Below are 24,740 nucleotides of genomic sequence, written 5' to 3' on the forward strand. Positions count from 1 at the left end.
CTCACCGCGGCCGGCGCTGGCACTTCGGGCAGTAGTAGCTGGAGCGGTTCATCCACGCGTCGCGGCGCATCGCCGTCCCGCAGCGGCGGCAGGGCCGGCCCTCGCGGCCGTACGCGTCGAGGTCGCGGGAGAAGTAGCCGCTCTCGCCGTTGACGTTGACGTACATCGAGTCGAAGCTCGTCCCGCCGACCGCCAGCGCGGCCGTCATCACGTCGCGGGCGTGCTGGAGCAGCGCCAGGGCGGTGGGGCGGGTCAGGGTGGCGGTGGGGCGGTCGTAGTGGAGGCGGCTGCGCCAGAGGGCCTCGTCGGCGTAGATGTTGCCGACGCCGGAGATCAGGGTCTGGTCGAGCAGGGCGCGCTTCACCGTGGTGCGCTTGGCCTTCAGGGCGGCGACGAAGGCGTCGTCGTCGAAGCGCGGGTCGAGCGGGTCGCGGGCGATGTGGGCGAGCGAGAGCGGGGTCGACTCGGGGTCGCCGGGCTCGGCCTCCTCGACGGCGAGGCCGCCGAAGGTCCGCTGGTCGACGAAGCGCAGCTCGGTGCCGCCGTCGGCGAAGCGCAGCCGCACCCGCAGGTGTACGGAGTCCTCCAGGGAGGGTTCCTGGACCAGCAGTTGGCCGCTCATGCCGAGGTGGCCGAGCAGCGCGAGGCCGTCGTCGAGCGGCACCCACAGGTACTTGCCGCGGCGCTGCGGTTCGCCGAGGGTCCGGCCGCGCAGCAGGGCGGTGAACTCCTCGGCGCCACCGGGCTGGCGGCGGACCGCGCGCGGGTGCAGCACCTCGATGTCGGAGACCCGGCGTCCCGCGGCCCAGCGGGCCAGGCCGCGGCGGACGACTTCGACTTCGGGGAGTTCGGGCACGGCTCAGGCGGCCGCGGAGGAGTCGCCGTCGTGCTTGGCCTTGATGGCCCGCCAGGCGGACTCGGCGGCCTTCTGTTCGGCTTCCTTCTTCGAGCGGCCGGTGCCGGTGCCGAAGTCCTCGCCGGCCACCCGGGCGGCGGCGGTGAAGGTCTTCTCGTGGTCGGGTCCGGACTCGGTGACCACGTACTCGGGCACGCCGATGCCGACGGCGGCGGTGAGTTCCTGGAGGCTGGTCTTCCAGTCCAGGCCCGCGCCGAGCTGGGCGGACTCCGCGATCAGCGGGTCGAACAGCCGGTGGACGAAGTCCGTGGCCGAGTCGAGCCCCTGGTCGAGGTAGATGGCACCGATCACGGCCTCGACGGTGTCGGCGAGGATCGACGACTTGTCACGGCCCCCGGTACCCTCCTCACCCTTGCCGAGCCGGATGAAGGTTCCGAGGTCCAGGCCGCGGCCGACCTCGGCGAGCGCGCGGGAGTTGACCACCGCGGCTCGGAGTTTGGCGAGCGTCCCCTCGGCGACCTCCGGGTGGAGGCGGTAGAGGGTGTCGGTCACCACGAGGCCCAGCACCGAGTCGCCGAGGAACTCCAGGCGTTCGTTGGTGGGCAACCCGCCGTTCTCGTACGCGTACGAGCGGTGGGTCAGGGCACGTACCAGAAGGGCGCGCTCAAGTGGGTACCCGAGGCGCCCTTCCAGGACGTCGTATTCGGTCGAGGCCGGCCCGCTGCCCTTACCCCCGTTGGTCGCAGGGGTCGGCTTGCGAGAGGAACTGCCACCGTCCGACATCGATCCGTGCACCCGCCGATCAGACCGAGAGGACCTGGCGACGGTTGTACGTGCCGCAGCTCGGGCACGCGATGTGCGCGAGCTTCGGCTCGTGGCAGCGGTCGCACGCGACGAGCGCGGGCACGACGGCCTTCCAGTTGGAACGGCGGTGACGCGTGTTGCTGCGCGACATCTTCCGCTTCGGAACAGCCACGGTAAATCTCCTGGTTCTACGGCGGGACCCTCACGGGTACCGCTGTGTCTTATTCCTCGTCACCCTCGTCGCCGGGGGCGGCGGAGAGTCCCTGCAGAGCCGCCCACCGGGGATCGGCGGCATCGTGGTGGTGCGACGGGTCGTCGCTCAGGCGGGCCCCGCACTCGGAGCACAGACCCAGGCAGTCGTCCTGGCACACCGGCTGCAGCGGCAGTGCGAGCACCACCGCGTCACGCAGCACCGGCTGGAGGTCGAACAGGTCGCCCTCCAGGCGGTAAGTCTCGTCCTCGGACTCCTCGTCGAAGTCGTCCCCCGCAACCGCGCGGTGACGCTCCTCGGACTCCGGGTAGTAGTACAGCTCCTGGAAGTCGACCTCCAGGTCGTCCTCCACCGGCTCCAGGCAGCGGGAGCACTCGCCCTCGACGTGGGCCTCGGCGGTGCCGGTCACCAGCACGCCCTCGACCACCGACTCCAGGCGGAGCTCCAGCTTGATCTCGCTCTTCTCCGGGACGCCGATCACATCCGCGATCCCCAGCTCCGCCGGGGCCTCCAGGGTGCGGGAGACCTTGCGCAGCGAGCCGGGGCGACGGCCGAGCTCATGCGTGTCGAACACGAGCGGGTCGCGGTGGTCGAGGCGGTTCAAGGTTTCCTGACTTCCTGGTGGCGACACGCATTCCTGCGTGGCGCGGATGTGGTTCCTGCGGTGCGCGGCCCGTGTGCGGGCGCGCGGCGAACCCGGCACGAACAGGCCGGAGTGGTCAGACTACCGGAGAGTCCGCGCCGAACCCAACTCGCCGCCTAGCGGCCACCCAGCTCTCGCAGCCTGGTCATGTCGATCATGCTGGTGTCGAAGAAGCTGGTCTCGTCCAGCCCGGGCTGCTGCGGGACCTGCGGCTGCTGCTGGTAGCCGTGCGGGTCGGCGGGCAGCGGGTTGCCCCACTGGTCGTAGGCCTGCGGCTGGTACTGCTGCTGCTGTTGGTAGTACGGGTCGACCTGCTGCTGCGGGTAGCCGTAGGGCTGGCCGTAGGGGTCGGTCTGCGGGGCCGCCGCCGGGTCGTAGCCGCCGTTGTACACCTCGGCGTACTGCGGGGCCTGCGGCTGGGCGTAGGGGTCCTCGCCGGGGTGCTGCCAGCCGGCCGCGACCGGGGTCTGCTCGGGCCAGGACTGCTGCTGCGGGACGTCCGCGTACCAGGCCTGCTCCTCGCCGCCGTCGGCGAAGCCGGCGGCCACCGCCTCGGCCCGGTCCTTGAGCTGCTGGGCCTCGTCGGCGGCGGCCAGGTAGGCGCCGAGCTCGTCGATCGGGGCCTTGCCGAGCAGCTTGTCGCGGCCCTTGCCGACCGCCTCCAGGGTGGCCGAGAGCACCGCCTCCAGGGTGGCGAGCTTCACATCGACGTACTCGTCCGCCTCCGGGCTGGGGCTGATCCGCGGCTGGAACTCCTCGCCGTCCTCGGCCTCCTGCTCCGGCTCGTAGAGGCCGGAGTCGCCGCGCAGCTTCTGCCGGCCGCGGCCGACCGCGCCGAGCGTCTTGGTGAGCACCACCTCGAAGTTGGCCAGCTTGGAGTCGACGTAGTCGTCGGCCTCGGCGCGCTTGGTCTGCACCTCGGTACGGGCCTCGCCGAGGATCCGGTCCGCCTGGGCCTGGGCCTGCCGGACCACCTCGGTGTCGGAGATCAGCGAGCCGCGCTCGTCGTGCGCGCCGCGGATGATCTCGTCGGCCTGGGCGTGGGCGTCCGCCACCATCTGCTGATGGTCCGCCACCACCGACTGGGCCTGGGCGAGTTCCGCGGGCATCGCGTCGCGCAGGTCGCGGAGCAGGCCGGTCAGCTCGGCACGGTTGACCACGCACGAGGACGACATCGGCATAGCCTTGGCCTTCTCGACCATGGCGATGATCTCGTCGAGTTTCTGCTGCACGTCCACGGGCGCCTTCTGTCTTTCCGTGTGCCGCCGAGGTGCGGCGGAGGCAGTGCCCGGGGCTGCGGATGCCGTCCCGGGGCGGGAGTACAGACTGTACGGCCCAGGCCCCCGCGACTCACAACGCCGTGTCAGTTCCGGCGTTCGGCGATCCGCTCGACCAGCCGGGCGTTCACCTTGGCGGGCAGCAGGTGGGAGACGTCGCCGCCGAGCGAGGCGACCTCCTTGACCAGGCTGGACGACAGGAAGCTGTAGGTGGGCGAGGTCGGCACGAAGAGCGTCTCCACGCCGGTCAGCCCGTGGTTCATCTGCGCCATCTGCAGCTCGTAGTCGAAGTCGCTGACCGCGCGCAGGCCCTTGATGATCGCCGGGATGCCGCGCTCCCGGCAGAAGTCCACCAGCAGGCCGCGGTGCGACTCGACCTGGATGTTGCCCAGGTGCGCGGTGGTCTCCTCGATTAGCGCGATCCGCTCCTCGATCGAGAACATCCCCTGCTTGCTCGGGTTGATCGCCACCGCCACGTGCACCACGTCGTACAGCTTCGAGGCGCGCTCGATGATGTCGAGGTGTCCGTTGGTGATCGGGTCGAAGGACCCCGGGCAGACGGCGCGGCGCATGCGGGTGCTCCCTTGTCGGGGTTCGTTGCTACGAGTCTTGATCAACCTCGGTGGCGGCGCGACCGTACCAGAGGGTGCCCTCGCCGTACTTACGCGAGCGCAGCCCCTCGAAGCCGTCCGGCCAGCCGAACTCGCCCCCGCGGGTGCTGCGTTCCACGGTGACGAGAACATGCTCCGCTAGCCAGCCCCCCGAGCGGAGTGTGACCAGCATCTCCCGCAGCGTCTCGTCGGCCACGGCGTAGGGCGGATCGAGGAACACCAGGTCGTACGGCGCGGCCGGCGGCGCCCCCGCGATCACCCGCTCCGCCTGGTCGGCACGCACCTCGGCGCCCGGCAGGCCGAGCACCCGGACGTTCTCCCGGACGGTCTTCACCGCGCTCGCGTCCGACTCCACCAGCAGCGCGTGCGCCGCCCCGCGGGAGAGCGCCTCCAGGCCGACCGCGCCGCTGCCCGCGAACAGGTCCAGCATCCGCGCCCCGCCGATCGGGCCGTACAGCGCCTCGACGGTGGAGAACATCGCCTCCCGGGCCTTGTCGGAGGTCGGGCGGGTGTTCCGGCCGGGCGGCACGGCGAGACGGCGGCCTCCGGCACGGCCGGCGATCACGCGAGGCATGGATGGTCCTTCGGGTTCGGGGAACTGCGCGATCGACCCTAACCGGTGCAGGGTGGCCGGTCGCGCAGTTCCCCGCGCGTCTACTCCGCCGCGCCCAGCAGCGCGGGCGAGGCGTAGCGCGACCAGCTCAGGCAGCCGTCGGGCGGGCAGTACTCGGGGCGGCGCGGGTCGTGGCCCAGCTCGCGCAGCTTGGTGCGGACGGAGTCGGGCGTACGGCCGTAACGGGCGGCGATCCGGGCGATGGTCTCGCCGTCGTGGAAGCGGCGGACCAGCTCCTCCTCGTGCTGGGGCACCCAGGGGGAGCCGTGGCCGGGGTAGAGCTCGCGCAGCACGTCGCGGTCGGGAATCGGCTCGGAGACGTCGGCGACGATCGCCAGGGCGCGCAGCGCGCGGTTCAGCGCGATCCGCAGCGAGGCGACGTCCTCCACCGGGAGGCGGAGCTTGCCGGAGGCGATCGGGTTGGCGGAGTTGCCCTCGCGCCAGCCGGTCAGGGTGAGGGTGACTTCGCGATCGTCTTCGCTGGCGACCTCGATCCGGAAGACCTTGTCGCCGAGCGGGAGCTCGTTGAGGTGACGGAATGCCATGCAATGACCCCCAATTCTCGTGTCGGGAGCGCGACTTGGCAGTGCGCCCCGAACACGAACATTCTCTCCCGGAGCACTGACATCCCGGCCTGGTCCGACGGGCCGTCAGCCCTTCTCCAGGTACTCCGCGCGGTCCTCGTCGAGCAGGCTCTCCAGCGCGGTGCGCAGCTCGGGATGGTCGGCGAGTGCGGGGTCGGCGGCGACCAGCCGGGTGGCCTCGGCGCGCGCGGTGGCGATGACCTCCTCGTCGTCGAGCACCGAGAGCACCTTGAGCGAGGACTTCACGCCGGACTGGGCCTGCCCGAGCACGTCGCCCTCGCGGCGCTGCTCCAGGTCGATCCGGGAGAGCTCGAAGCCGTCCAGGGTGCCGGCCACCGCGTCCAGCCGGGCCCGGGCGGCGGAGGCCGCGGGCATGTCGCTGACCAGCAGGCAGAGTCCGGGGGCGGAGCCGCGGCCGACCCGGCCGCGCAGCTGGTGCAGCTGGGAGACGCCGAACCGGTCGGCGTCCATGATCACCATCGCGGTGGAGTTGGGCACGTTGACGCCGACCTCGATGACGGTGGTGGCGACCAGCACGTCCACCTGCCCGGCGGCGAACCGGCGCATCACGTCGTCCTTGGCGTCGGGTGCCAGCCGGCCGTGCAGGATCTCCACCCGCAGCCCGGCCAGCGGGCCCTTGGCGAGCTTCTCGGCGGTCTCCACCACCGCGAGCGGGGGCCGCCGCTCCTCGCTGTCGGCGCCCGCGTCGACCTCCTCCGGGTCGTCCTTCCGCTTCTTCTTCCCCTTGGCCGGCTCCTCCTCGTCGCCGATCCGCGGGCAGACCACGTACGCCTGGTGGCCCTTGCCGACCTCCTCGCGGACCCGTTCCCAGGCGCGGGTGAGGAAGTTGGGCTTCTCCAGCGCGGGGACGACGTGGGTGGAGATCGGCGAGCGGCCGGAGGGCAGCTGGTCGAGGACGGAGGTCTCCAGGTCGCCGAAGACGGTCATCGCGACGGTGCGCGGGATCGGGGTGGCGGTCATCACCAGCAGGTGCGGTGGCTGGCCGCCCTTGGCGCGCAGCGCGTCGCGCTGTTCGACGCCGAAGCGGTGCTGCTCGTCGACGACGACCAGGCCGAGGTCCTGGAACTGCACCTTGTCCTCGATCAGCGCGTGGGTGCCGATCGTGATCCCGGCGTCGCCGCAGGCCATGTCGAGCATCGCCTGGCGGCGGGCGGGGGCGCCCATCGAGCCGGTGAGCAGCGCGACCTTGGTGGCGTGCTCCGCGCCGCCGAGCATCCCGCCCTCGGCGAGGTCGCCCATCATCTCGACGATCGAGCGGTGGTGCTGCTGGGCCAGCACCTCGGTGGGGGCGAGTAGCACCGCCTGGCCGCCGGCGTCGACCACGGCGAGCATGGCGCGCAGCGCGACCAGCGTCTTGCCGGAGCCGACCTCGCCCTGCAGCAGCCGGTGCATGGGGTGGTCGGTGGCCAGGTCGGCGAAGATCTCGCCGCACACCTTCTGCTGACCGTCCGTCAGGGTGAAGGGGAGCCGGGCGTCGAAGGCGTCGAGCAGTCCGCCGGGCACGGCGCGGCGCGGGACGGCGGGCAGCGCGGAGTCGGCGGCCCGGCGCTGGGCCAGGGCGACCTGCAGGACGAACGCCTCGTCCCAGCGCAGCCGGTTCTGGGCGCGCTCCTTCTCCACCTGGTTGTGCGGGCGGTGGATGAGTTCCAGCGCCTCGGGCAGCGGGATCAGCTCGTGGGCGGCGCGCAGCTCGGCGGGCAGCGGTTCGCCGACGTCCGCCAGGTGCTTGGTGAACGCGGTCTCCACGCACAGCGACAGCTTCCAGCTGGGCATCTGGGCGCTGGCCGGGTAGACCGGGATGAGCCGTCCGGCGAACTGCTTCGCCGCCGAGGAGCCCTCCTCGTCGTCGATCAACTGGTAGTCGGGCGAAGCGAGTTGGCGGGTGCGGTTGAACAGTCCGACCTTGCCGGCGAACAGCCCCTGCTGGCCGGGCCGCAGATCCTTCTGCCGCCAGCCCTGGTTGAAGAAGACCAGCGACAGCCGGGAGCGCCCGTCGGTGACCACCACCTCCAGCCGGTCGCCCTTGCGGCCGCGGAACGGGATCAGCGTGACCTTCTCCACCCGGGCCAGCACGGTGACGTGCTCGTCCACCTCCAGCTCGTCCAGGCTGGTGAGCTGGCCGCGCTCGACGTACCGGCGCGGGTAGTGGTGCAGCAGGTCGCCGACCGTGCGCAGCTTGAGGCTGTCGGCGAGCACCTTGGCGGTGCGATCGCCGACCAGCTTGGTCAGTGGTTCATCGAGAGCGCCCATCGGATCCCATTTGACACCAAAGCGCCGACGTTCCGGCCCACTCGGCCCCGCACTCGAGCCTCACTCGACCCCGATCAGCAGCGGGGCCGCCTCCTGGCCGCCCTGGTAGGCGACCGCGTCGACCTCCGGACGGATCCGCCGGGCGTGCCCGATCAGCCGCTCGGCGAGGTCCGCGGGGGCCTCCTCGCCCAGCACCAGGGTGAGCAGTTCGCCGCCGGCCGCGAGCATCCGGTCCAGCAGGGTGATCGCGGTCTCGGTGAGGTCCTCGCCGATCACCGCCACGTCGCCGTCGATCAGCCCGAGCACGTCGCCGGCCTGGCAGACGCCCGCCATGGTCCACGACTCCCCTTCGGCGACCGCGAGTTCGGCGTACCGGGTGGCACCGGCCGCGGAGGTCATGGCGACCACGTCCTCGTCGAACCGCCGCGCGGCGTCGTGCACCGCCAGCGCCGCCAGCCCCTGCACCGGGGAGCGGGTCGGCAGCACCGCGATCCGCACGCCCTCCTCGCGCAGCTGGTCGGCGGCGGCCCCGGCGGCGGGCCGCAGCTCGGGGTCGTTCAGCACCAGCACCACCTCGCGGGCCGCGCAGCGGTGCACCGCGGCGACCAGTTCGGCGCTGGCCGGCGGCCGGTCCGGGTCGGCCGCCAGCACCGCCGACCCGGCCTGCTCGCACAGCTGCGCCAGCCCGCTGCCGGACACCACGCTCAGCACCGCCCGCCCGTGCGAGACGGTCTCCTCCCGCTCCCCCGCCCGGGCCGCCGCCTCCGCGAAGTGCGTGATCCTGATCCGGTACGGCCGTCCGGCCTCGACGCCCGCCTCGACCGCCGCCCCGGCGTCGTCCACGTGCACGTGGACGTTCCACAGCCCGTCCCCGCCGCCGATCACCAGTGAGTCCCCGAGCCGCCCCAACCGCTCGCGCAGCCCGGGCAGTCGGGAGTCCTCCGCGTCCAGCAGGTAGATCACCTCGAACGCCGGGTGGCCCGGTCCGGGCGGCCGCTCCTGTCCCTCGCAGGCCGCCACCGCCGCCGCGTGCGCCGCCTGCTCCCCCTGCTCGGCGTACCGGCTCAGCGCCATCGGACCCATCGGTTCCTGCCCGGACACGGCGTCCACCAGCGCGCCCAGCACGGCCACCAGGCCGCGCCCGCCCGCGTCCACCACACCCGCCTCGGCCAGCACCGCCAGCTGCCCCGGCGTCAGCAGCAGCGCCTGCCGGGCCGCCCGGTACGCCGCCTGCGCCTGGCCGGTCAGGCCGTCCGCGACCCGCTGCGCCGCGTCGGCGGCCGCCGACGCCACCGTCAGCAGGGTGCCCTCGACCGGCTCCGCGACCGCCTGGTAGGCGGAGCGCGCGCCGTGCCGCAACGCCTCCCCCAGCGCCCCGTCCTCGGCCAGCACCTCGGCCACCCCGCGCAGCCACTGCGCCAGGATCACCCCCGAGTTCCCGCGCGCCCCGATCAGCGCCCCGCGGGCCACCGCGGTCGCCGCCACGCCCAGCTCCGGCTTCTCCTCCGCCGCGAACACCGCGTCCAGCGCCTCCGCGGCCGACTCCACGGTCAGGTACAGGTTCGTCCCGGTGTCGCCGTCCGGCACCGGATAGACGTTCAGCGCGTCGATCTCCTCGCGGGCCTGGCCGAGGGCCGCCAGTGCCAGCCGGCACCAGGTGCGGACGGCCGGGGCGTCGAGGGTGTCCAGCACCAGGTCTCCTCCGGATGAACGCCACGGAAACGCGACGGGGCGCGGTGGCGAGGGGCGATGCTGGCAGGTTATCGGTGCCCGCCCGAAACGATCACCCTCGTCATCGTGGTAGTTTCGTTGAGCGGGAGTCACCGTTGTATGCTCTCCCGGTTGCCTGGAACACCCCGGGCTGTTCAAAGTACCTGATCTGAAGTCTTGGAGTGACTCCTGTGGCTGCCAACTGCGACGTCTGCGGCAAGGGGCCGGGCTTCGGCAACAGTATCTCCCACTCGCACCGCCGCACCCCCCGTCGTTGGAACCCCAACATCCAGACGGTGCGCGCTGTGATCGGGCGGACGCCGAAGCGGCTCAACGTCTGCACCTCGTGCATCAAGGCCGGTAAGGTCTCGCGCTGACGCGCAGACCGGTAACCCGGTCACCCTTCAACAGCCGACTCTCCCCTTCGGGGGAAGGTCGGCTGTTTTATTTTGCCGCCTGGAGTAGCCCCTGACGGCTCCCCGGGCCCCTAAAAGCTCACCGGTTGCGCCAGAAGTGGTCCACCGGGCCGATGCCCGCGCCCAGGGCGAAGCCGTGTTCGATGGCGCCGGTGACGTAGGTCTTGGCGTGGGCGACGGCCAGTGGCACGGGGTGGCCCTTGGCGAGTTCGGCGGCGATGGCGCTGGCGAGGGTGCAACCGGTGCCGTGGGTGTGGCGGTTGTCGTGGCGGGGGGCGCGGTACCAGTGGGTCTCGCCGTCGGGGCCGAGCAGCAGGTCGGCGGCCTCGCCTTCGAGGTGGCCGCCCTTGATGAGCGCCCAGGTCGGCCCGAGGTCCCGCAGGGCCCGCGCGGCGGCGAGCATGTCGGCCTCGCCGGTGACGGTCAGGCCGGTGAGCTGCGTCACTTCGTGCAGGTTGGGGGTGGCCAGGGTGGCGACCGGGAGGAGGCGTTCGCGGACCGTGGCGACGGCCTCCGCGGCGAGCAGCGCGTCGCCGTGCTTGGAGACGCCGACCGGGTCGACGACGACCGGGGCGGGGGTGTCGGCGAGGAGCTCGGAGACGGTCTCGACGAGTTCGATGGAGGCGAGCATGCCGGTCTTGACCGCCTGCACCCCGATGTCGTCGACCACGCTGCGGTACTGCGCGCGGACGGCTTCGGCGGGAAGCTCCCAGTAGCCCTGGACGCCGAGCGAGTTCTGCGCGGTGACGGCGGTGATGACGCTCATGCCGTGGACGCCGAGGGCGAGCATGGCCTTGAGGTCGGCCTGGATGCCCGCGCCGCCGCCGCTGTCGGAGCCGGCGACGGTGAGCACCCGGGGCGGGGCGGTGTTCGTGGTCATGCGCCCCAACCTACCGACCGGGCCGGGGTCTCAGAGCACCGCCTCGGACTCGGCCCACCGGTCCTGCGGGACGGTCTTGAGCTGGACCACGGCGTCGGCGATCGGGACGAGGCGGATCTCGCCGCCGCGCAGGGCGGTGAAGTGTCCGAAGGCGCCCTTGTGGACGGCTTCGACGGCGTGCCAGCCGAAGCGGGTGGCGAGGACCCGGTCGAGGGCGGTGGGGGTGCCGCCGCGCTGGGTGTGGCCGAGGATGACGGGCCGGGCCTCCTTGCCGAGCAGGTTCTCCAGTTCCGCGGCGAGCCGGGTGCCGACGCCGCCGAAGGTCTGGTGGCCGAACTGGTCGACCTGGCCGTGCTCGAAGCGCATCGTGCCGGGGAGCGGCTTGGCGCCCTCGGCGACCGCGATGATGGCGAACTTCTTGCCGCGTCGGAAGCGCTCCTCGATCATCCGGGCGACCGCCTCGATGTCGAAGGGCTTCTCGGGGATCAGGATGCCGTGGGCACCGCCGGCCATCCCGGCGGTGAGCGTGATCCAGCCGGTGTGACGGCCCATCAGCTCGACCACCATGACCCGCTGGTGGGACTCGGCGGTGGTCTTGAGCCGGTCGATGGCCTCGGTGGCGACGTGCACGGCGGTGTCGAAGCCGAAGGTGACGTCGGTGGCGTCGATGTCGTTGTCGATGGTCTTGGGGACGCCGACCACCGGCAGTCCGGCGTCGCTGAACAGCTTGGCGGCGGTGAGCGTGCCCTCGCCGCCGATCGCGATCAGGGCGTCGATGCGGAGCTTCTCGGCGAGTTCCCCGGCGTGCTCGACGGCCCAGCGGATCCGGTCGCGCTGGACCCGGGCGGAGCCGAGGATGGTGCCGCCGAGGGTGAGCAGACCGGTGACGTCGTCGTGCGAGATCGGGCGGGCGCGGCCCTCGATCAAGCCGAGGAAGCCGTCCTCGATGCCGAGGATCTCGTCTCCGTGGACGTCGGTGCCGCGGTGCACCACGGAGCGGATCACCGCGTTGAGTCCGGGGCAGTCGCCGCCGCTGGTCAGGACGCCGATTCGCATGGGCCGTACTCTCCCGCTCCCGGGGGCGCGCGCCCCCGCGTTGGTGGACCGGACCGTCGACGCTGTCGGTCCGCCCGACCCGCCAAGCCTACGCGGTCGGCGGGGCCGTTCCGGGGAAGCCGAGCGGCTACTGCGCGGCGAAGTGGTCCCAGCCGGCGGCCCGGTTCCAGGGGGCGCCGTCGACCGTGACGGTGCCGCCGCGGCCGGGGCGCGCGGTGCGCGCCACCTCGCCGACCACCCGCCAGCGGGCCGGGAGTTGGACGCTCTTCGGGAAGGTCGCCAGGATCGCGTGGTCCTCGCCGCCGGAGAGCACCCACACCAGCGGGTCGACGCCGACCGCCTGGCCGATGTCGGCCATCTGCGCGGGGACGTCGAAGTCGGCGGCGCGCACGTCGATGTCGACGCCGCTGGCCCGGGCGATGTGGCCGAGGTCGGCGACCAGACCGTCGCTGACGTCGACCATCGCGGTGGCGCCGAGGTCGCTGGCGGCGGGGCCGGCGTGGTACGGCGGTTCGGGGCGGCGGTGCGCCTCGACGAAGGCCCGCGGCGAGCGGAAACCGCGCTGAAGGACCGTCAGCCCGGCCGCGGACCAGCCGAGCCAGCCGGTGACCGCGACCACGTCGCCGACCTGCGCGCCGGAGCGCACCACCGGGCGGCGGCCCTGCAGGTCGCCGAGGGCGGTGATGGCGAGGGTGATGGTGTCGCCGCGGACCACGTCGCCGCCGACCACGGTGGCGCCGGCCACCTGGCACTCGTCGCGCAGACCGTCCATCAGCTCGGTGGCCCAGGTGGTGGGCAGGTCGGGCGGGGTGACCAGGCCGAGCAGCAGCGCGGTGGGGACGGCGCCCATGGCGGCCACGTCGGCGAGGTTCTGCGCGGCGGACTTGCGGCCGACGTCGTACGCGGTGGACCAGTCGCGGCGGAAGTGCCGGCCCTCGATCAGCACGTCGGTGGTGGCCACCACCCGGCCGTCCGGGGCCTTGACCACGGCCGCGTCGTCGCCGGGTCCGAGCTCCACCGCCGGGGTCATCGACAGCCGGGCGGTCAGTTCCCGGATGAGCCCGAACTCCCCGAGCTCGCCCACGGTCCCCTGCATCAGCCCGTCCTCCCGAGTCCACGTGTCATGGGGTGCGCCCCCCGCGCGCAGCGTACGCCCTCCGGGCCCGCCGAGGGCTCCCCTCCCCGCACCGGGCGCGGTAGCGTGGTGATCAGACTGCCGGTCAGCAACTCCCCCACCCAGCCGCCTGGAGGTCCACCGTGGTGCAGGCCTACATCCTGATCCAGACCGAGGTGGGCAAGGCCACCGCGGTCGCCGAGTCCATCGCCAAGATCACCGGAGTGATCACCGCCGAGGACGTCACCGGCCCCTACGACGTGATCGTCCGGGCCGAGGCGGACTCCATCGACGAGCTGGGCCGCTTGGTGGTCGCCCAGGTGCAGCAGGTCGAGGGCATCACCCGCACCCTGACCTGCCCGGTGGTGCGCCTGTAGCGGCGCTTACCATCGTCGGGTGTCCCGCAACGTCCTGACCCGGCTGCCCGCGCCCGTCCGCTGGCTGGCCCCGCCCGCCGCCCTGCTGGGCTGCACGGCGTGGCTGGCGACGGCGTGGAGCGGCCCGGCGGACGTCACCCCGCCGGTCCCGCGCGCCGCGGCCGCGGAGTACTGCCGGGCGCTGCACGACGCGCTGCCCGACCAGGTGCTGGGCCACCGCCGGCAGGACCCCTCCCCCGCCTCGCCGTACACCGCGGCCTGGTCCTCCTCGCCGCGCACGGTGCTCAGGTGCGGCATCGAGCGGCCGGACTACCTGGACGACGACCCGCTGAAGCAGGCGCCGGAGGTGAACGGCGTGCAGTTCGGCATGGGCCGGGACGGCCGGGGCGGCTACTACTTCGTGGCGACGCTGCGCAAGGCGTACGTCGAGGTGCAGGTGCCCGACGGGGCCTACGCCAACTACCTCGACCCGCTGAGCTCGCTGACCGAGGCGATCAAGGCGACGGTGCCGGAGGGGCTGTAGGCCAAGCCCCTCCGGCGGGAGCCGGTCAGCGCAGGCCGGTGGAGCGGCGCAGCGCGGCGGCGAGCAAGCGGTCGATCAGCTCCGCGTAGGACAGGCCGCTGGCCTCCCACATCTTCGGGTACGCGGAGATCGGGGTGAAGCCGGGCATGGTGTTGATCTCGTTGACCATCCACCGGCCGTCGTCCAGCAGGAAGAAGTCGACCCGGGCCAGACCCTCGCAGCCGAGCGCCTCGAACGCGGCGATCGCCTGCCGGCGGATCTCGGCGGTCTCCTCGGCGGTGAGCTTCGCCGGGATCTCGACCTCGGAGGAGTCGATGTACTTGGCCTCGAAGTCGTAGAACTCGAAGTCGCCGCCGACCAGGATCTCGGCCGGGACGCTGGCCCGCGGGCCGTCCTCGAACTCCAGCACCGCGCACTCGATCTCGCGGCCCTCGACGCCCCGCTCGACGATGACCTTGGGGTCGTGCCGGCGGGCCTCCTCGATCGCGCCGTCCAGGTCGGCGAGGTCCTTGACCTTGGTGATGCCGATGGACGAGCCGGCCCGGCAGGGCTTGACGAACAGCGGCAGGCCGAGCGCCTCGACGCGGGAGCGGGCGGCGGCGCGGCCGGCCTCGGTCTCCCACTCGCGCGGCTTGATCACCGTGTAGCTGCCCGCGAAGATCCCGTTGGACTCCAGGATCCGCTTGGTGAACTCCTTGTCCATGCCGACCGCGGAGGCCAGCACGCCGGAGCCGACGTACGGGACGCCGGAGAGTTCGAGCAGGCCCTGGACGGTGCCGTCCTCGCCCCACGGGCCGTGCAGCAGCGGCAGCACCACGTCGACCTCGCCGAGCACCTTGGGCGCGGCGCCGGGCTCGTTCCAGACCACGTCGCGGCTGACCGGGGAGACCGGCAGCGCGACCTGACCCTCGGTGGAGTCGGCGACCTGGGCGACGTCCGGCAGCTTGCCGTCGGTGATGGACATCCGGGCCGGCTCGTCGGCGACCAGCGCCCAGCGGCCCTCGTGGGTGATGCCGATCGGCAGCACCTCGTACTTGCTCCGGTCGATCGCCTTGAGCACGCTGCCGGCCGTGGAGACCGAGATGGCGTGCTCGGAGCTGCGGCCGCCGAAGACGATCGCGACGCGCGGCTTCGCCGCGTGGTTCGGGGAGGTCAGTTCGATGCTCATATCGCAGTTGAGACTACCGTCCGATTTCGGTCACCGGCGTTCCGGCTTGGCCGAACGGGCCATCAGTCCCTTCAGTACCTCCTGGGTGGGGCGGCCGTTGTGCACGACGTCGACCACCGCCTCGACGATCGGCATGTCGACGCCGTTGCGCCGGGCCAGGTCCAGCACCGACTCGCAGGACTTCACGCCCTCCGCGGTCTGGCTGGTGGCGGCGATGGTCTCGGCCAGCGTCATGCCGCGGCCCAGGTTGGTGCCGAAGGTGTTGTTGCGCGACAGCGGCGAGGAGCAGGTCGCCACCAGGTCGCCCATGCCCGCCAGGCCCGCGAAGGTGTGCGCGTCCGCGCCGAGCGCGAGGCCCAGGCGGGTCGTCTCGGCCAGGCCGCGGGTGATCAGGGTGGCCTTGGTGTTGTCGCCCAGGCCCATGCCGTTGGCCATGCCGACCGCCAGGCCGATCACGTTCTTCACCGCGCCGCCGAGCTCGCAGCCCACCACGTCGGTGTTGGTGTAGGGCCGGAAGTACGGGGTGTGGCAGGCGGTCTGGAAGCGCTTGGCGACCGTCTCGTCGGTGCAGGCGACCACGGTGGCGGCGGGCTGGCGGTTGGCGATCTCGCCGGCCAGGTTCGGCCCGGACACCACCACGACGCGCTCCGCGGCGACGCCGGCGACCTCCTCGACCACCTCGCTCATCCGCTTCGCGGTGCCCAGCTCGATGCCCTTCATCAGGCTCACCAGCACGGTCTGCGGCTCGATCATCGGCGCCCAGTGCGCGAGGTTCTCGCGCAGCGTCTGGGACGGCACCGAGAGCACCGCGAAGTCCGCGCCGGCCAGCGCCGCGGCGGCGTCGGTGGTGGCCCGGATGGACCCGGGAAGCGTCAACTCCGGCAGGTAGTCCGGGTTGACGTGGTCCCGGTCGATCGCCTCGACCAGTTCCTTGCGACGGCCCCACAGGGTCACCTCGCAGCCGGCGTCGGCCAGGATCATCGCGAAGGCGGTGCCCCAGGAGCCGGTCCCCATCACGGCGCAGCGGGTCACCGGCCGCCCTCCTCGGCGGCGCGGTCCTTCTTCGCCTCGGCGGCGGCGGCCCGCTCCCGCGCGGCCCTGCGCATGTCGTAGCGCTCGGCCGGGGCCTGCTCGCCGCGGACCTCCGCCAGCACGGCGGTGATCGCGTCCAGGATGTCCTCGGTGGCGTCGCGCAGCACCTGCGCGGTCAGCTCCTGGCCCTGGTACTTGCTCAGGTCGACCGCCGGGCCGGCCGCCACGGTCACCGTGTGGCGCGGGAACAGGCGGTACTTGCGGCCGCCGCCGCGGCCGTACGGCGGGATGATCTCGTGCGCGCCCCAGTGCGCCACCGGGATCACCGGCGCGCCGGTCATCAGCGCGACCCGGGCGGCGCCGCTCTTGCCGGTCATCGGCCACAGGTCCGGGTCCCGGGTGAGCGTGCCCTCCGGGTAGAACTGCACGCACTGGCCGCGGTCGATCGCGTCGATCGCGGAGCGGAACGCCTCGGCGGCGTCGGTGGACTCGCGGAACACCGGGATCTGGCCGGTCTTGCGCAGCATGAACCCGATGAACGGGATCGAGAACAGCGAGGACTTGCCGAGTATCCGCGGCGGGCGGCCCGAGTTGTACTGCCAGTGCGCGTAGAACACCGGGTCGATCACCGAGTTGTGGTTCACCGCCGCGATGAAGCCGCCCTTCTCGGGCAGGTGCTCCCAGCCGCGCCAGTCCGCCTTCGCCAGGGCGATGGTCACCGGCTTCACGAGCACCGCCGCGAAGCGGTACCAGATCCCGTAGTCGGCGTTGCCGAACCTGGCGTTAGAGCGGCGGGCCACCCCAGCTCCTCCTCTTTCGTGCGGCGCCACTGCACGGTGCCGCGGTCTCTCCTCGCCGGGGCCGACCTGCGGCTCCGAGGCGCCGACCAGTCTCACCCGCGGGCCGAGTCCGTGTCGAGCGGCCACCGCCGCCGCCGTGCCGCCGCGGCCCCGCCGGCGGCACGGGCCGCTGGCCAGGCTTCCCCGGCCGACGCCACAATGGCGCCGATGACAGAGGACACCGTACGCCCCGCCGCCGCCACCCCACCCGCCCCGGGGCAGGCTCGGACCCTCGCCGGCCCCCGCCCGGCGGACCGGAGCGGCCCGGGCCGGACGGCGGCGCTGCCGGGCGTCCGCGACGCCCCGGACGACGCCCCGGCCGAAGTGCCGTACGCGGGATGGACGCTGGTGGTGCCGGTGAAGCCGCTCGCCGAGGCGAAGAGTCGGCTCGCGGCGCTCGGCGCACTCCGCCCGCGGCTGGCGCTGGCCTTCGCGCTGGACACCGTCGCCGCCGCGCTCGCCTGCCCGGCCGTCGCCCGGGTGCTGGTGGTCACCCGGGACGCGGCCGCCGCCGCGCCGCTGACCGCCCTCGGTGCGACGGCGATCGCCGACGAGCCCGGCGGCGGCCTCAACCCCGCCCTCGCGCACGGCGCGCGCGCCGCCCGGCGGTACGCCCCGCACTCCCCCGTCGCCACCCTCTCCGCGGACCTGCCGGCGCTGCGGTCCGCCGAACTCGCCCGGGTGCTGGCCGCCGTCCCCCCGCGCGGCCGGGCCTTCCTCGCCGACGCCCCCGGCACCGGCACCACGCTGCTCGCCGGCGCGCCCGGCGTGGCGCTGCGCCCCGCCTTCGGCCCGGACTCCCGCAACGGCCACGCGGCGGGCGGCGCACGCGAGCTCCTGCTCCCCGACGTGCCCTCGGTGCGACGCGACGTCGACACCCCCGCGGACCTCGCCGCCGCGGCCGCGCTCGGCCTCGGCCCGGCCACCGCGGCCCTGCTCTGACGCTCTATGCTGCTGCCATGCAGGCCACCGCGTTCACCTTCGACCCCGCCACCCGATCCGGCTCGGTCCTGCTCGACGACGGCACCCCCGTCCCGTTCGACGCCCCGGCCTTCGACGCCGGCGGCCTGCGCCTGCTGCGCCCCGGTCAGCGCCTGCGCATCCGCACCACCGGCGAAGGCTCCGACCGCCGCGTCGTCTTCCTCACCCTGCCGACCTTCCCGGACCCGCAGGCCTCCTGACCCGGCGTCGGCCCGGTGCCCGCGGTACGGCTACCCGCTGCTGCGCTGCTCGGGTCGGGGTGGCTCCGCCTCGCCGCGCCAGAGCGACCGGACCTCCGCGGTGGCGAGCAGCTTGAGCGGCCCGGGTTCGAGGCGCAGCGGTCCGGGCCCGGGGTGCCCGGGGGTGACGCGGATCAGGTGGGAGCGGCCCAGGAGGGCTGCGGTGAGCAGGAGTTGACCGTCGCGGGCGAGGAAGGCCGCGGTGCGTTCGGGGGCGCCGGGGCCGAAGAAGTAGCGGTAGGCCTCGTACTGGGTCCAGCCCAGCGGGAGGGTGCGCAGGACGGCCCACAGCGAGGTGAGCGCGTCGGCGAGGGCGCGGAAGGACGCCGCCTCGGTGACGCCCTCGACGCAGACGGTGTAGCCGGGAGGCGTGTTCTTCACGGTGGCTCCTGGGGTGGGTCGAACTCGGCCCAGACGGTGTGGGATCGGGCGGTGTAGCGGTGGCCGTAGCGATCGGCGGCGGCGAGGACCTCGAGGACCCGGAGGTGGTCCTCGTCGGCGGGTTCGCCGGGCAGGATCGCCTCGACCCGGTAGCCGCCGCCCGGCAGGCGGCGGATGCGGGCTTCGGCCCCGGTGGCTGCGGCGAGTTGCGCGGCGAGGTCAAACACCCTGGTGGTTCGCACGCCACGCCTCTCCCCGAGGTCAGTCGATCACGCAAAGTGAAGCTAAGGCATTAGATTCCACCTGATGCATTAGATTGTCAACCTGACTCACCCGTCCTGCCGCATCCGGCAGGCCGTGCCTTCCGCCGGGAGCTGCCAGATGCCCTCACAGGACCCGCCGTACCTGCGCGTCGCGGACGACCTGCGCCGCCGGGTCGCGGCCGGCGAGTGGCCGATCGGCGAGCGGCTGCCGTCGCGCGCACAGCTGGCGGAGAGCTACGGAGTGGGGCCGAACGTGCTCCAGCGGGCCCAGGAAGTGCTCATCGCGGAGGGCCTGTTGGAGGGCCGCACGGGCTCCGGCACGTACGTCCGCGAGCCGGTCGAGCGGCACCCGATGGTGCGCACCCGCCAGGTCGGCGGCTTCCCGGCCGAACTGGCCGACGCGCTGTGCGAGTCGCACTCGGCGGCCCGCACGCCGGCGCCGGATCGGATCGCCCGGCGGCTGGGCGTGGAGCCCGGCGCGCCGACCGTGCACACCCGCTACGAGTTCCTGCTGGACGGTCGGCCGGTCCAACTCGCCGACTCCTGGGAGCCGATGGCGATCACCGGGGGGACCTCCGTGCTGATGCCGGAGCTCGGTCCGCTGAAGGGCCGGGGCGTGGTGGCGCGCATGGCGGAGATCGGAGTGCGGGTGACGCGCGTGGTGGAGCGCCCGCGCCCCGCCCGGGCCACCGCGGAGCAGGCCACGCTGCTGGGGCTGTCGGCGGGCGATGCGGTGACGCTGGTCGAGCGGACCTGCCTCGACGACACCGGCCGGCCGGTGGAGACCGCCGAACTGGTGATTCCGGATTCCCGCTGGGAGATCCGCTACGAGCTGACGGTGGAACAGCCGGAGTAATTCCCACGGCGGTACGAGGCCGAATTCCCCGGTCGGAGCCGACCCGGCCGGAAGCGGCCGACCCGCCGCCGCGGCGCGGCCGGAACCGACGCCCGGTCAGCCGCCCGTACACAACCGGGCCGCGACGTCCCCCGCCGGGGGCTCCGGCGTGCGGAAACCCCGGCGCGGGGCCGTCGCGGCCCGGGTGCGCCCACGCCGGGTTGACCCGGCGCCAGGAAGGTTGTGACTACTTGGCGGTGGACTTGCGCGCGGTGGTCTTGCGCGTGGCGGTCTTCTTCGCCGGAGCGGTCTTCTTGGCGGTGGCGGTCTTCTTGGCCGCCGCGGCCGTGGTGGTCTTCTTCGCCGCGGTGGTCTTGGCGGTGGTGGTCTTGGCGGTGGTGGTCTTCTTGACCGGGGTCGCCTTCTTGGCGGTGGCGGTCTTCGCCGTGGTGGTCTTCTTCGCGGCGGCCTTCTTGGCCGCGGCCGGGGTCGCGGCGGCGGCGGCCCGCTTGGTCGCGGCGCGCTTGGCGGCCGGGGTGGCGGCGACACCGGTCTTGCCCGGGGTCAGCGAGCCCTTCGGCGCCTTCTTGACCGACGGACCGTCCTTCGGCAGCTTCTTGCTGCCGGAGACCAGGTCCTTGAAGCCCTGGCCCGGGCGGAACCGCGGCACCGCGGTCTTCTTGACCTTGACCCGCTCGCCGGTCTGCGGGTTACGGGCGAAGCGCGCCGAGCGCTCCACCTTCTCGAAGGTGCCGAAACCGGTGACCGAGACGCGGTCACCCGCCACGACGGCACGCACCATGGTGTCGAGCACTGCGTCGACGGCCTCTGCGGCAGCCTTGCGACCGCCCAGCTGCTCGGCCACCGCTTCGACAAGCTGAGCCTTGTTCACGTCTTCCCCTTCGGAAACGGGCGCCGGATGATTCCATCCGTTCTTTTCGCACGTTAGGTATGTATCTGCGGACTTTCAATTACCAAACGCGTGAATCACCCTAGTGTCGCAATGGATTTGCGCATGGAGGTGCTCACCGGGGCGGCATCCGCCCCTCGTCGAGGTCCTGCACAAAGCGACTCAACCGCCGTGCCGCCTCCGGAAGATCACGCTTGGCGGTCTCGGTGACGATCAGCAGTTGTCGGGTGAGAGCGGTCTTTGCGTCCGTCGACACGTTCAGCGCGTGAACGCGGGCGTGGGCTTGCTTCAACCGCTCGGCCACCAGTGCGTAGAGCACGGTGACTTCCGAGTCGGCAGCACCGTCCCGGTCCTCCGAAGACGCGGGTTCGCCACCCGGGTACGGAGGTTCGGGGTTGTGGTGCATGCAACGATTGTGCCATCTGTGCGGAGTTGCGCTACACCAGGGTCTATTCGCGGGTGACGAACTCCCCTGCGAACAACGAAGACCCGCCCCCGGGTGGGGGCGGGTCTTGTTGTCGCTCCGTCAGAAAGCGGACCGTCAGGCGGCCGGGAGGGTGCGCGGCTTGAACGCCGGGCGGGTGGCCTCGAACGCGTCGATGGCCCCCTCCTCCTGCAGCGTGATGCTGATGTCGTCCAGACCGTTCAGCAGACGCCAACGCACGTTGTCGTCCAGCTCGAACGAGGCGGTGACGCCCTCGGCGCGCACCTCGCGGGCCTCCAGGTCGACGGTGATCTCGGCGGTCGGGTCGGCCTCGGTCAGCTCCCACAGCCGCTCCACGGTCTCCTGCGGCAGGACCACCGTGAGCAGGCCGTTCTTCAGCGAGTTGCCGCGGAAGATGTCGGCGAAGCGGGACGAGACGACCGCCTGGAACCCGTAGTTCTGCAGCGCCCAGACGGCGTGCTCGCGGGACGAGCCGGTGCCGAACTCGGGGCCGGCCACCAGCACGGTGGCGCCCTGCCGCTCGGGGCGGTTCAGCACGAAGGACTCGTCCTTGCGCCACGCCTCGAACAGGCCGTCCTCGAAACCGGACCGGGTGACCTTCTTCAGCCAGTGCGCCGGGATGATCTGGTCGGTGTCCACGTTGGAGCGGCGCAGCGGGACGGCGCGGCCGGTGTGGGTGGTGAACTTCTCCATGGCTCAGGCCTCCACGGCAACGTTGTTCGACAGGTCCGCCGGCGCGGCCAGCCGGCCCAGCAGCGCGGTGGCGGCGGCGACCTGCGGGGACACCAGGTGGGTGCGGCCGCCCTTGCCCTGGCGGCCCTCGAAGTTGCGGTTCGAGGTGGACGCGCAGCGCTCGCCCGGGGCCAGCTGGTCGGGGTTCATGCCCAGGCACATCGAGCAGCCTGCGTGCCGCCATTCGGCGCCCGCGGCGGTGAACACCTTGTCCAGGCCCTCCTCGACGGCCTGCAGGGCGACCCGGACCGAGCCGGGCACCACCAGCATCCGCACGCCGTCGGCGATCTGACGGCCCTCCACGATGGCGGCGGCGGCCCGCAGGTCCTCGATCCGGCCGTTGGTGCAGGAGCCGACGAAGACCGCGTCGACCTTCACCTCGCGCAGCGGGGTGCCGGCCTCCAGGCCCATGTACTTCAGCGCGTTCTCGGCGGCGATCCGCTCCTGCGGGTCCGAGAAGTCCTCCGGGTTCGGCACGTTGGCGCCCAGCGGCGCGCCCTGGCCGGGGTTGGTGCCCCAGGTGACGAACGGGGTCAGCTCGGCGGCGTCGATGAACACCTCGGCGTCGAAGACCGCGTCCTCGTCGGTGGCCAGGGTCTCCCAGTACGCGACCGCGGCGTCCCAGTCCTCGCCCTGCGGGGCGTGCGGGCGGCCCTGCAGGTAGTCGAAGGTGGTCCGGTCCGGGGCGATCATGCCGGCCCGGGCGCCCGCCTCGATGGACATGTTGCAGATGGTCATCCGGGCCTCCATGGAGAGGCCGCGGATCGCCGAGCCGCGGTACTCCAGGACGTAGCCCTGGCCGCCGCCGGTGCCGATCCGGGTGATGATCGCCAGGATCAGGTCCTTGGCGGTGACGCCCTCGGGCAGCTCGCCCTCGACGGTGATCGCCATGGTCTTGAACGGGGCCAGCGGCAGCGTCTGGGTGGCCAGCACGTGCTCGACCTGGCTGGTGCCGATGCCGAACGCCAGCGCGCCGAACGCGCCGTGGGTCGAGGTGTGCGAGTCGCCGCAGACCACGGTCATGCCGGGCTGGGTCAGGCCCAGCTGCGGGCCGACCACGTGCACCACGCCCTGCTCGACGTCGCCCAGCGAGTGGATGCGCACGCCGAACTCCGCGGCGTTCCGGCGCAGCGTCTCCAGCTGGACCCGGGAGACCGGGTCGGCGATCGGCTTGTCGATGTCCAGGGTCGGGGTGTTGTGGTCCTCGGTGGCGATCGTCAGGTCGGTGCGGCGGACCTGGCGGCCGGCCAGCCGGAGGCCGTCGAACGCCTGCGGGCTGGTCACCTCGTGCAGCAGGTGCAGATCGATGTAGAGCAGGTCGGGCTCGCCCTCGGCGCGCCGGACGACGTGGTCGTCCCAGACCTTCTCTGCGAGTGTCCGTCCCATCGGATTCCCTCCAGCCGGCCGCTCTGCCGGCCTTCTCGTGGATGTCGAGGTCTTGTCCCGTGCCGCCCTGTGAGGCTCGCTTGGAGTCGCGACCTGCACGCCGGACCGTCCAGAATGTGGACACCGTGGTACGGGTCCGTGCTGGGTGTCTCCCGGGCTGCTGACTCCAAGAGTGGCGCTTTTCTCGCGAGATTGAACTTGCGTCTCGCCACTTGAGACTGCAGTATCGAGACATGGACAACACTAGCGGCGTCGGCGTTCTCGACAAGGCCGCTCTGGTGCTCAGCGCACTGGAGTCGGGCCCCGCCACGTTGGCGGGGCTGGTCGCCGCCACCGGTTTGGCACGGCCCACGGCCCACCGACTCGCCGTCGCACTCGAACACCACCGCCTGGTCACCCGGGACATGCAGGGCCGCTTCATCCTCGGCCCCCGGCTCGCCGAACTCTCCGCCGCCGCCGGCGAGGACCGCCTGCTGGCCGCCGCCGGCCCGGTGCTCACGCACCTGCGCGACGTCACCGGCGAGAGCGCCCAGCTCTACCGCCGGCAGGGCGAGATGCGGATCTGCGTGGCCGCCGCCGAGCGCCTGTCCGGCCTGCGCGACACCGTCCCGGTCGGCTCGACGCTGCCGATGAAGGCCGGCTCCGCCGCCCAGGTCCTGCTCGCCTGGGAGGAGCCCGAGCGCCTCCACCGCGGCCTGCAGGGCGCCCGGTTCACCGCCACCGCGCTCAGCGGCGTCCGCCGCCGCGGCTGGGCCCAGTCCATCGGCGAGCGCGAGCCCGGTGTGGCCTCCGTCTCCGCCCCCGTCCGCGGCCCCTCCAACCGCGTGGTCGCCGCGGTCTCGGTCTCCGGCCCGATCGAGCGCCTCACCCGCCACCCCGGCCGGATGCACGCCCAGGCCATCATCGAGGCCGCGAACCGCCTCACCGAGGCCCTCCGCCGCAGCTGACGCCGCCGCGCCCCACGACGTGTGCCCCCCGACCCGGAGGTCGGGGGGCACACGTTCACGGCCGAAGAAATGCCGAATTCGGGCATGCAAAAAAGCCCCGGTTTCCCGGAGCTTCATTGGCTGAGCATTTTGGCTGGGGTACCAGGACTCGAACCTAGACTAAATGAACCAGAATCACTCGTGCTGCCAATTACACCATACCCCAAAAGTACCCCCGACCGGATTCGAACCGGCGCTACCGCCTTGAGAGGGCGGCGTGCTAGGCCGCTACACAACGGGGGCCCTAGCTTGAATGAGTACCCCCGACCGGATTCGAACCGGCGCTACCGCCTTGAGAGGGCGGCGTGCTAGGCCGCTACACAACGGGGGCGAGTCTCATTCATCTGTGCAATTGTCAAGAATTGCGTACCCCCGACCGGATTCGAACCGGCGCTACCGCCTTGAGAGGGCGGCGTGCTAGGCCGCTACACAACGGGGGCTTGCTGCACTGAGGTGCTGCGCTGGGGTACCAGGACTCGAACCTAGACTAACTGAACCAGAATCAGTCGTGCTGCCAATTACACCATACCCCACCAGAGTTCAACCCCTCTGCGGGGTCTTCCTCGGTGTCTTGCGCCCCCCTGCCCGGGCGGCGCA

General features: G+C 72.5%; 29 protein-coding genes and 5 tRNA genes. 7 read left to right on the plus strand and 27 right to left on the minus strand.

All coding sequences use genetic code 11. The features are described 5' to 3' along the window. Window position 1: 1 nt before the first annotated feature. The 10 genes from mutM to ACWD4U_RS11980 all read right to left on the minus strand — a co-directional run bounded on the left by mutM (window position 2) and on the right by ACWD4U_RS11980 (window position 9,562). A complete protein-coding gene (gene mutM / locus ACWD4U_RS11935; protein WP_363450804.1) occupies window positions 2-856 on the minus strand; it encodes a bifunctional DNA-formamidopyrimidine glycosylase/DNA-(apurinic or apyrimidinic site) lyase in 855 nt (284 codons plus the stop codon). Between the two features lie 3 nt (window positions 857-859). Beyond that, window positions 860-1,639, minus strand: a complete 780-nt coding sequence (rnc, locus tag ACWD4U_RS11940) for a ribonuclease III (protein ID WP_363451033.1) — start codon at window positions 1,637-1,639, stop codon at window positions 860-862. Window positions 1,640-1,658: 19 nt separating this feature from the next. After that, on the minus strand, window positions 1,659-1,832 hold the full coding sequence (rpmF, locus tag ACWD4U_RS11945) for a 50S ribosomal protein L32 (RefSeq protein ID WP_035866499.1): 174 nt from the start codon (window positions 1,830-1,832) through the stop codon (window positions 1,659-1,661). 49 nt (window positions 1,833-1,881) lie between these two features. After that, window positions 1,882-2,475: a YceD family protein gene (locus ACWD4U_RS11950; RefSeq protein WP_363450806.1), complete on the minus strand. Its 594-nt coding sequence runs from the start codon at window positions 2,473-2,475 to the stop codon at window positions 1,882-1,884. Between the two features lie 155 nt (window positions 2,476-2,630). Next, on the minus strand, window positions 2,631-3,752 hold the full coding sequence (locus tag ACWD4U_RS11955; protein ID WP_363450808.1) for an ATP synthase F0 subunit B: 1,122 nt from the start codon (window positions 3,750-3,752) through the stop codon (window positions 2,631-2,633). A 125-nt stretch (window positions 3,753-3,877) separates the two neighbouring features. Then, a complete protein-coding gene (coaD, locus tag ACWD4U_RS11960) occupies window positions 3,878-4,363 on the minus strand; it encodes a pantetheine-phosphate adenylyltransferase (RefSeq protein ID WP_363450810.1) in 486 nt (161 codons plus the stop codon). 28 nt (window positions 4,364-4,391) lie between these two features. Beyond that, window positions 4,392-4,976 (minus strand): 16S rRNA (guanine(966)-N(2))-methyltransferase RsmD, encoded by a 585-nt coding sequence (gene rsmD / locus ACWD4U_RS11965; protein ID WP_363450812.1) that lies wholly within the window; start codon window positions 4,974-4,976, stop codon window positions 4,392-4,394. Between the two features lie 80 nt (window positions 4,977-5,056). Further along, window positions 5,057-5,560: a hypothetical protein gene (locus tag ACWD4U_RS11970; protein WP_363450815.1), complete on the minus strand. Its 504-nt coding sequence runs from the start codon at window positions 5,558-5,560 to the stop codon at window positions 5,057-5,059. Between the two features lie 105 nt (window positions 5,561-5,665). Then, a complete protein-coding gene (recG, locus tag ACWD4U_RS11975; RefSeq protein WP_363450817.1) occupies window positions 5,666-7,870 on the minus strand; it encodes an ATP-dependent DNA helicase RecG in 2,205 nt (734 codons plus the stop codon). Window positions 7,871-7,930: 60 nt separating this feature from the next. Continuing rightward, window positions 7,931-9,562 carry a DAK2 domain-containing protein gene (locus ACWD4U_RS11980; protein WP_363450819.1) on the minus strand — a complete coding sequence of 544 codons (1,632 nt, stop codon included), beginning with the start codon at window positions 9,560-9,562 and terminating at the stop codon, window positions 7,931-7,933. 209 nt (window positions 9,563-9,771) lie between these two features. Between ACWD4U_RS11980 and rpmB the strand changes: the two genes are divergently transcribed. Further along, complete coding sequence (gene rpmB / locus ACWD4U_RS11985; RefSeq protein WP_014138233.1) at window positions 9,772-9,957, plus strand: 50S ribosomal protein L28; 186 nt, start codon at window positions 9,772-9,774, stop codon at window positions 9,955-9,957. A gap of 118 nt (window positions 9,958-10,075) precedes the next feature. Here the strand turns inward: rpmB and thiD are convergent, their stop codons facing one another. The 3 genes from thiD to ACWD4U_RS12000 form a co-directional block, all read right to left on the minus strand. After that, complete coding sequence (thiD, locus tag ACWD4U_RS11990) at window positions 10,076-10,876, minus strand: bifunctional hydroxymethylpyrimidine kinase/phosphomethylpyrimidine kinase (RefSeq protein ID WP_363450821.1); 801 nt, start codon at window positions 10,874-10,876, stop codon at window positions 10,076-10,078. A gap of 30 nt (window positions 10,877-10,906) precedes the next feature. Beyond that, on the minus strand, window positions 10,907-11,932 hold the full coding sequence (locus ACWD4U_RS11995; protein WP_363450823.1) for an ATP-dependent 6-phosphofructokinase: 1,026 nt from the start codon (window positions 11,930-11,932) through the stop codon (window positions 10,907-10,909). Window positions 11,933-12,059: 127 nt separating this feature from the next. After that, a complete protein-coding gene (locus tag ACWD4U_RS12000; protein ID WP_363450825.1) occupies window positions 12,060-13,028 on the minus strand; it encodes a thiamine-phosphate kinase in 969 nt (322 codons plus the stop codon). A 161-nt stretch (window positions 13,029-13,189) separates the two neighbouring features. Here ACWD4U_RS12000 and ACWD4U_RS12005 point away from each other — a divergent pair, with 161 nt between their 5' ends. After that, on the plus strand, window positions 13,190-13,423 hold the full coding sequence (locus ACWD4U_RS12005; RefSeq protein ID WP_363450827.1) for an Lrp/AsnC family transcriptional regulator: 234 nt from the start codon (window positions 13,190-13,192) through the stop codon (window positions 13,421-13,423). A 19-nt stretch (window positions 13,424-13,442) separates the two neighbouring features. Further along, window positions 13,443-13,946 (plus strand): DUF3515 domain-containing protein, encoded by a 504-nt coding sequence (locus tag ACWD4U_RS12010; RefSeq protein WP_363450829.1) that lies wholly within the window; start codon window positions 13,443-13,445, stop codon window positions 13,944-13,946. A gap of 25 nt (window positions 13,947-13,971) precedes the next feature. On the opposite strand, the gene ACWD4U_RS12015 is transcribed toward ACWD4U_RS12010, so the two are convergent. Genes ACWD4U_RS12015 through ACWD4U_RS12025 form a run of 3 tightly spaced genes read right to left on the minus strand, consistent with a single transcriptional unit; the run spans window position 13,972 to window position 16,946 of the window. Continuing rightward, window positions 13,972-15,114 carry a D-alanine--D-alanine ligase family protein gene (locus ACWD4U_RS12015; RefSeq protein WP_363450831.1) on the minus strand — a complete coding sequence of 381 codons (1,143 nt, stop codon included), beginning with the start codon at window positions 15,112-15,114 and terminating at the stop codon, window positions 13,972-13,974. A 30-nt stretch (window positions 15,115-15,144) separates the two neighbouring features. Next, on the minus strand, window positions 15,145-16,146 hold the full coding sequence (locus ACWD4U_RS12020) for an NAD(P)H-dependent glycerol-3-phosphate dehydrogenase (RefSeq protein ID WP_363450833.1): 1,002 nt from the start codon (window positions 16,144-16,146) through the stop codon (window positions 15,145-15,147). Continuing rightward, the gene (locus tag ACWD4U_RS12025; protein WP_363450835.1) at window positions 16,143-16,946 is read right to left on the minus strand and encodes a lysophospholipid acyltransferase family protein; all 804 of its coding nucleotides are present in this window, start codon (window positions 16,944-16,946) and stop codon (window positions 16,143-16,145) included. Before ACWD4U_RS12025 ends, ACWD4U_RS12020 begins: the two co-directional genes overlap by 4 nt. Before the next feature lie 321 nt (window positions 16,947-17,267). On the opposite strand from ACWD4U_RS12025, the gene cofC reads away from it, so the two are divergent. Both cofC and ACWD4U_RS12035 read left to right on the plus strand, forming a co-directional pair. Further along, window positions 17,268-17,927 carry a 2-phospho-L-lactate guanylyltransferase gene (cofC, locus tag ACWD4U_RS12030; protein WP_449787176.1) on the plus strand — a complete coding sequence of 220 codons (660 nt, stop codon included), beginning with the start codon at window positions 17,268-17,270 and terminating at the stop codon, window positions 17,925-17,927. A 17-nt stretch (window positions 17,928-17,944) separates the two neighbouring features. Next, the gene (locus ACWD4U_RS12035; RefSeq protein ID WP_363450837.1) at window positions 17,945-18,166 is read left to right on the plus strand and encodes a hypothetical protein; all 222 of its coding nucleotides are present in this window, start codon (window positions 17,945-17,947) and stop codon (window positions 18,164-18,166) included. Window positions 18,167-18,196: 30 nt separating this feature from the next. On the opposite strand, the gene ACWD4U_RS12040 is transcribed toward ACWD4U_RS12035, so the two are convergent. Together ACWD4U_RS12040 and ACWD4U_RS12045 are read right to left on the minus strand one after the other, a co-directional pair. Next, the gene (locus ACWD4U_RS12040; RefSeq protein WP_363450839.1) at window positions 18,197-18,586 is read right to left on the minus strand and encodes a hypothetical protein; all 390 of its coding nucleotides are present in this window, start codon (window positions 18,584-18,586) and stop codon (window positions 18,197-18,199) included. Beyond that, window positions 18,583-18,828: a hypothetical protein gene (locus tag ACWD4U_RS12045; protein WP_363450841.1), complete on the minus strand. Its 246-nt coding sequence runs from the start codon at window positions 18,826-18,828 to the stop codon at window positions 18,583-18,585. The genes ACWD4U_RS12040 and ACWD4U_RS12045 overlap by 4 nt, the downstream gene beginning before the upstream one ends. Before the next feature lie 139 nt (window positions 18,829-18,967). On the opposite strand from ACWD4U_RS12045, the gene ACWD4U_RS12050 reads away from it, so the two are divergent. Continuing rightward, window positions 18,968-19,705 (plus strand): GntR family transcriptional regulator, encoded by a 738-nt coding sequence (locus ACWD4U_RS12050; protein ID WP_363450843.1) that lies wholly within the window; start codon window positions 18,968-18,970, stop codon window positions 19,703-19,705. 226 nt (window positions 19,706-19,931) lie between these two features. On the opposite strand, the gene ACWD4U_RS12055 is transcribed toward ACWD4U_RS12050, so the two are convergent. The 4 genes from ACWD4U_RS12055 to leuC form a co-directional block, all read right to left on the minus strand. Next, complete coding sequence (locus ACWD4U_RS12055) at window positions 19,932-20,576, minus strand: HU family DNA-binding protein (RefSeq protein WP_363450845.1); 645 nt, start codon at window positions 20,574-20,576, stop codon at window positions 19,932-19,934. Between the two features lie 133 nt (window positions 20,577-20,709). After that, window positions 20,710-21,000, minus strand: coding sequence for an SCO5555 family protein (locus ACWD4U_RS12060; RefSeq protein ID WP_449787172.1), 291 nt, complete (start codon window positions 20,998-21,000; stop codon window positions 20,710-20,712). 135 nt (window positions 21,001-21,135) lie between these two features. Then, window positions 21,136-21,732: a 3-isopropylmalate dehydratase small subunit gene (leuD, locus tag ACWD4U_RS12065; RefSeq protein WP_363450847.1), complete on the minus strand. Its 597-nt coding sequence runs from the start codon at window positions 21,730-21,732 to the stop codon at window positions 21,136-21,138. A gap of 3 nt (window positions 21,733-21,735) precedes the next feature. Further along, on the minus strand, window positions 21,736-23,157 hold the full coding sequence (gene leuC / locus ACWD4U_RS12070; RefSeq protein WP_363450849.1) for a 3-isopropylmalate dehydratase large subunit: 1,422 nt from the start codon (window positions 23,155-23,157) through the stop codon (window positions 21,736-21,738). Between the two features lie 233 nt (window positions 23,158-23,390). Between leuC and ACWD4U_RS12075 the strand changes: the two genes are divergently transcribed. Beyond that, window positions 23,391-24,104: an IclR family transcriptional regulator gene (locus tag ACWD4U_RS12075; RefSeq protein WP_033215067.1), complete on the plus strand. Its 714-nt coding sequence runs from the start codon at window positions 23,391-23,393 to the stop codon at window positions 24,102-24,104. A gap of 130 nt (window positions 24,105-24,234) precedes the next feature. Here ACWD4U_RS12075 and ACWD4U_RS12080 read toward each other — a convergent pair. The 5 genes from ACWD4U_RS12080 to ACWD4U_RS12100 all read right to left on the minus strand — a co-directional run bounded on the left by ACWD4U_RS12080 (window position 24,235) and on the right by ACWD4U_RS12100 (window position 24,676). Beyond that, a tRNA-Gln gene (locus tag ACWD4U_RS12080) sits at window positions 24,235-24,309 on the minus strand. 4 nt (window positions 24,310-24,313) lie between these two features. Then, a tRNA-Glu gene (locus ACWD4U_RS12085) sits at window positions 24,314-24,386 on the minus strand. A 15-nt stretch (window positions 24,387-24,401) separates the two neighbouring features. Continuing rightward, window positions 24,402-24,474: transfer RNA gene (locus tag ACWD4U_RS12090), tRNA-Glu, on the minus strand. A gap of 36 nt (window positions 24,475-24,510) precedes the next feature. Continuing rightward, a tRNA-Glu gene (locus ACWD4U_RS12095) sits at window positions 24,511-24,583 on the minus strand. Between the two features lie 21 nt (window positions 24,584-24,604). Further along, a tRNA-Gln gene (locus ACWD4U_RS12100) sits at window positions 24,605-24,676 on the minus strand. Window positions 24,677-24,740 lie beyond the last annotated feature (64 nt).

Source organism: Kitasatospora sp. NPDC002522 (assembly GCF_053595195.1).

What these genes read in the sequence shown, in the direction of transcription:
- rnc (WP_363451033.1), bottom strand. Translation starts at nt 1,639, where the DNA reads ATGTCGGACGGTGGCAGTTCCTCTCGCAAGCCGACCCCTGCGACCAAC.
- ACWD4U_RS11995 (WP_363450823.1), bottom strand. Translation starts at nt 11,932, where the DNA reads ATGCGAATCGGCGTCCTGACCAGCGGCGGCGACTGCCCCGGACTCAAC.
- ACWD4U_RS12075 (WP_033215067.1), top strand. Translation starts at nt 23,391, where the DNA reads ATGGACAACACTAGCGGCGTCGGCGTTCTCGACAAGGCCGCTCTGGTG.
- ACWD4U_RS12015 (WP_363450831.1), bottom strand. Translation starts at nt 15,114, where the DNA reads ATGAGCATCGAACTGACCTCCCCGAACCACGCGGCGAAGCCGCGCGTC.
- ACWD4U_RS12000 (WP_363450825.1), bottom strand. Translation starts at nt 13,028, where the DNA reads ATGCAGGGGACCGTGGGCGAGCTCGGGGAGTTCGGGCTCATCCGGGAA.
- ACWD4U_RS11970 (WP_363450815.1), bottom strand. Translation starts at nt 5,560, where the DNA reads ATGGCATTCCGTCACCTCAACGAGCTCCCGCTCGGCGACAAGGTCTTC.
- rsmD (WP_363450812.1), bottom strand. Translation starts at nt 4,976, where the DNA reads ATGCCTCGCGTGATCGCCGGCCGTGCCGGAGGCCGCCGTCTCGCCGTG.
- thiD (WP_363450821.1), bottom strand. Translation starts at nt 10,876, where the DNA reads ATGACCACGAACACCGCCCCGCCCCGGGTGCTCACCGTCGCCGGCTCC.
- ACWD4U_RS12035 (WP_363450837.1), top strand. Translation starts at nt 17,945, where the DNA reads ATGCAGGCCACCGCGTTCACCTTCGACCCCGCCACCCGATCCGGCTCG.
- leuC (WP_363450849.1), bottom strand. Translation starts at nt 23,157, where the DNA reads ATGGGACGGACACTCGCAGAGAAGGTCTGGGACGACCACGTCGTCCGG.
- ACWD4U_RS12060 (WP_449787172.1), bottom strand. Translation starts at nt 21,000, where the DNA reads ATGCACCACAACCCCGAACCTCCGTACCCGGGTGGCGAACCCGCGTCT.
- ACWD4U_RS12050 (WP_363450843.1), top strand. Translation starts at nt 18,968, where the DNA reads ATGCCCTCACAGGACCCGCCGTACCTGCGCGTCGCGGACGACCTGCGC.
- coaD (WP_363450810.1), bottom strand. Translation starts at nt 4,363, where the DNA reads ATGCGCCGCGCCGTCTGCCCGGGGTCCTTCGACCCGATCACCAACGGA.
- recG (WP_363450817.1), bottom strand. Translation starts at nt 7,870, where the DNA reads ATGGGCGCTCTCGATGAACCACTGACCAAGCTGGTCGGCGATCGCACC.
- leuD (WP_363450847.1), bottom strand. Translation starts at nt 21,732, where the DNA reads ATGGAGAAGTTCACCACCCACACCGGCCGCGCCGTCCCGCTGCGCCGC.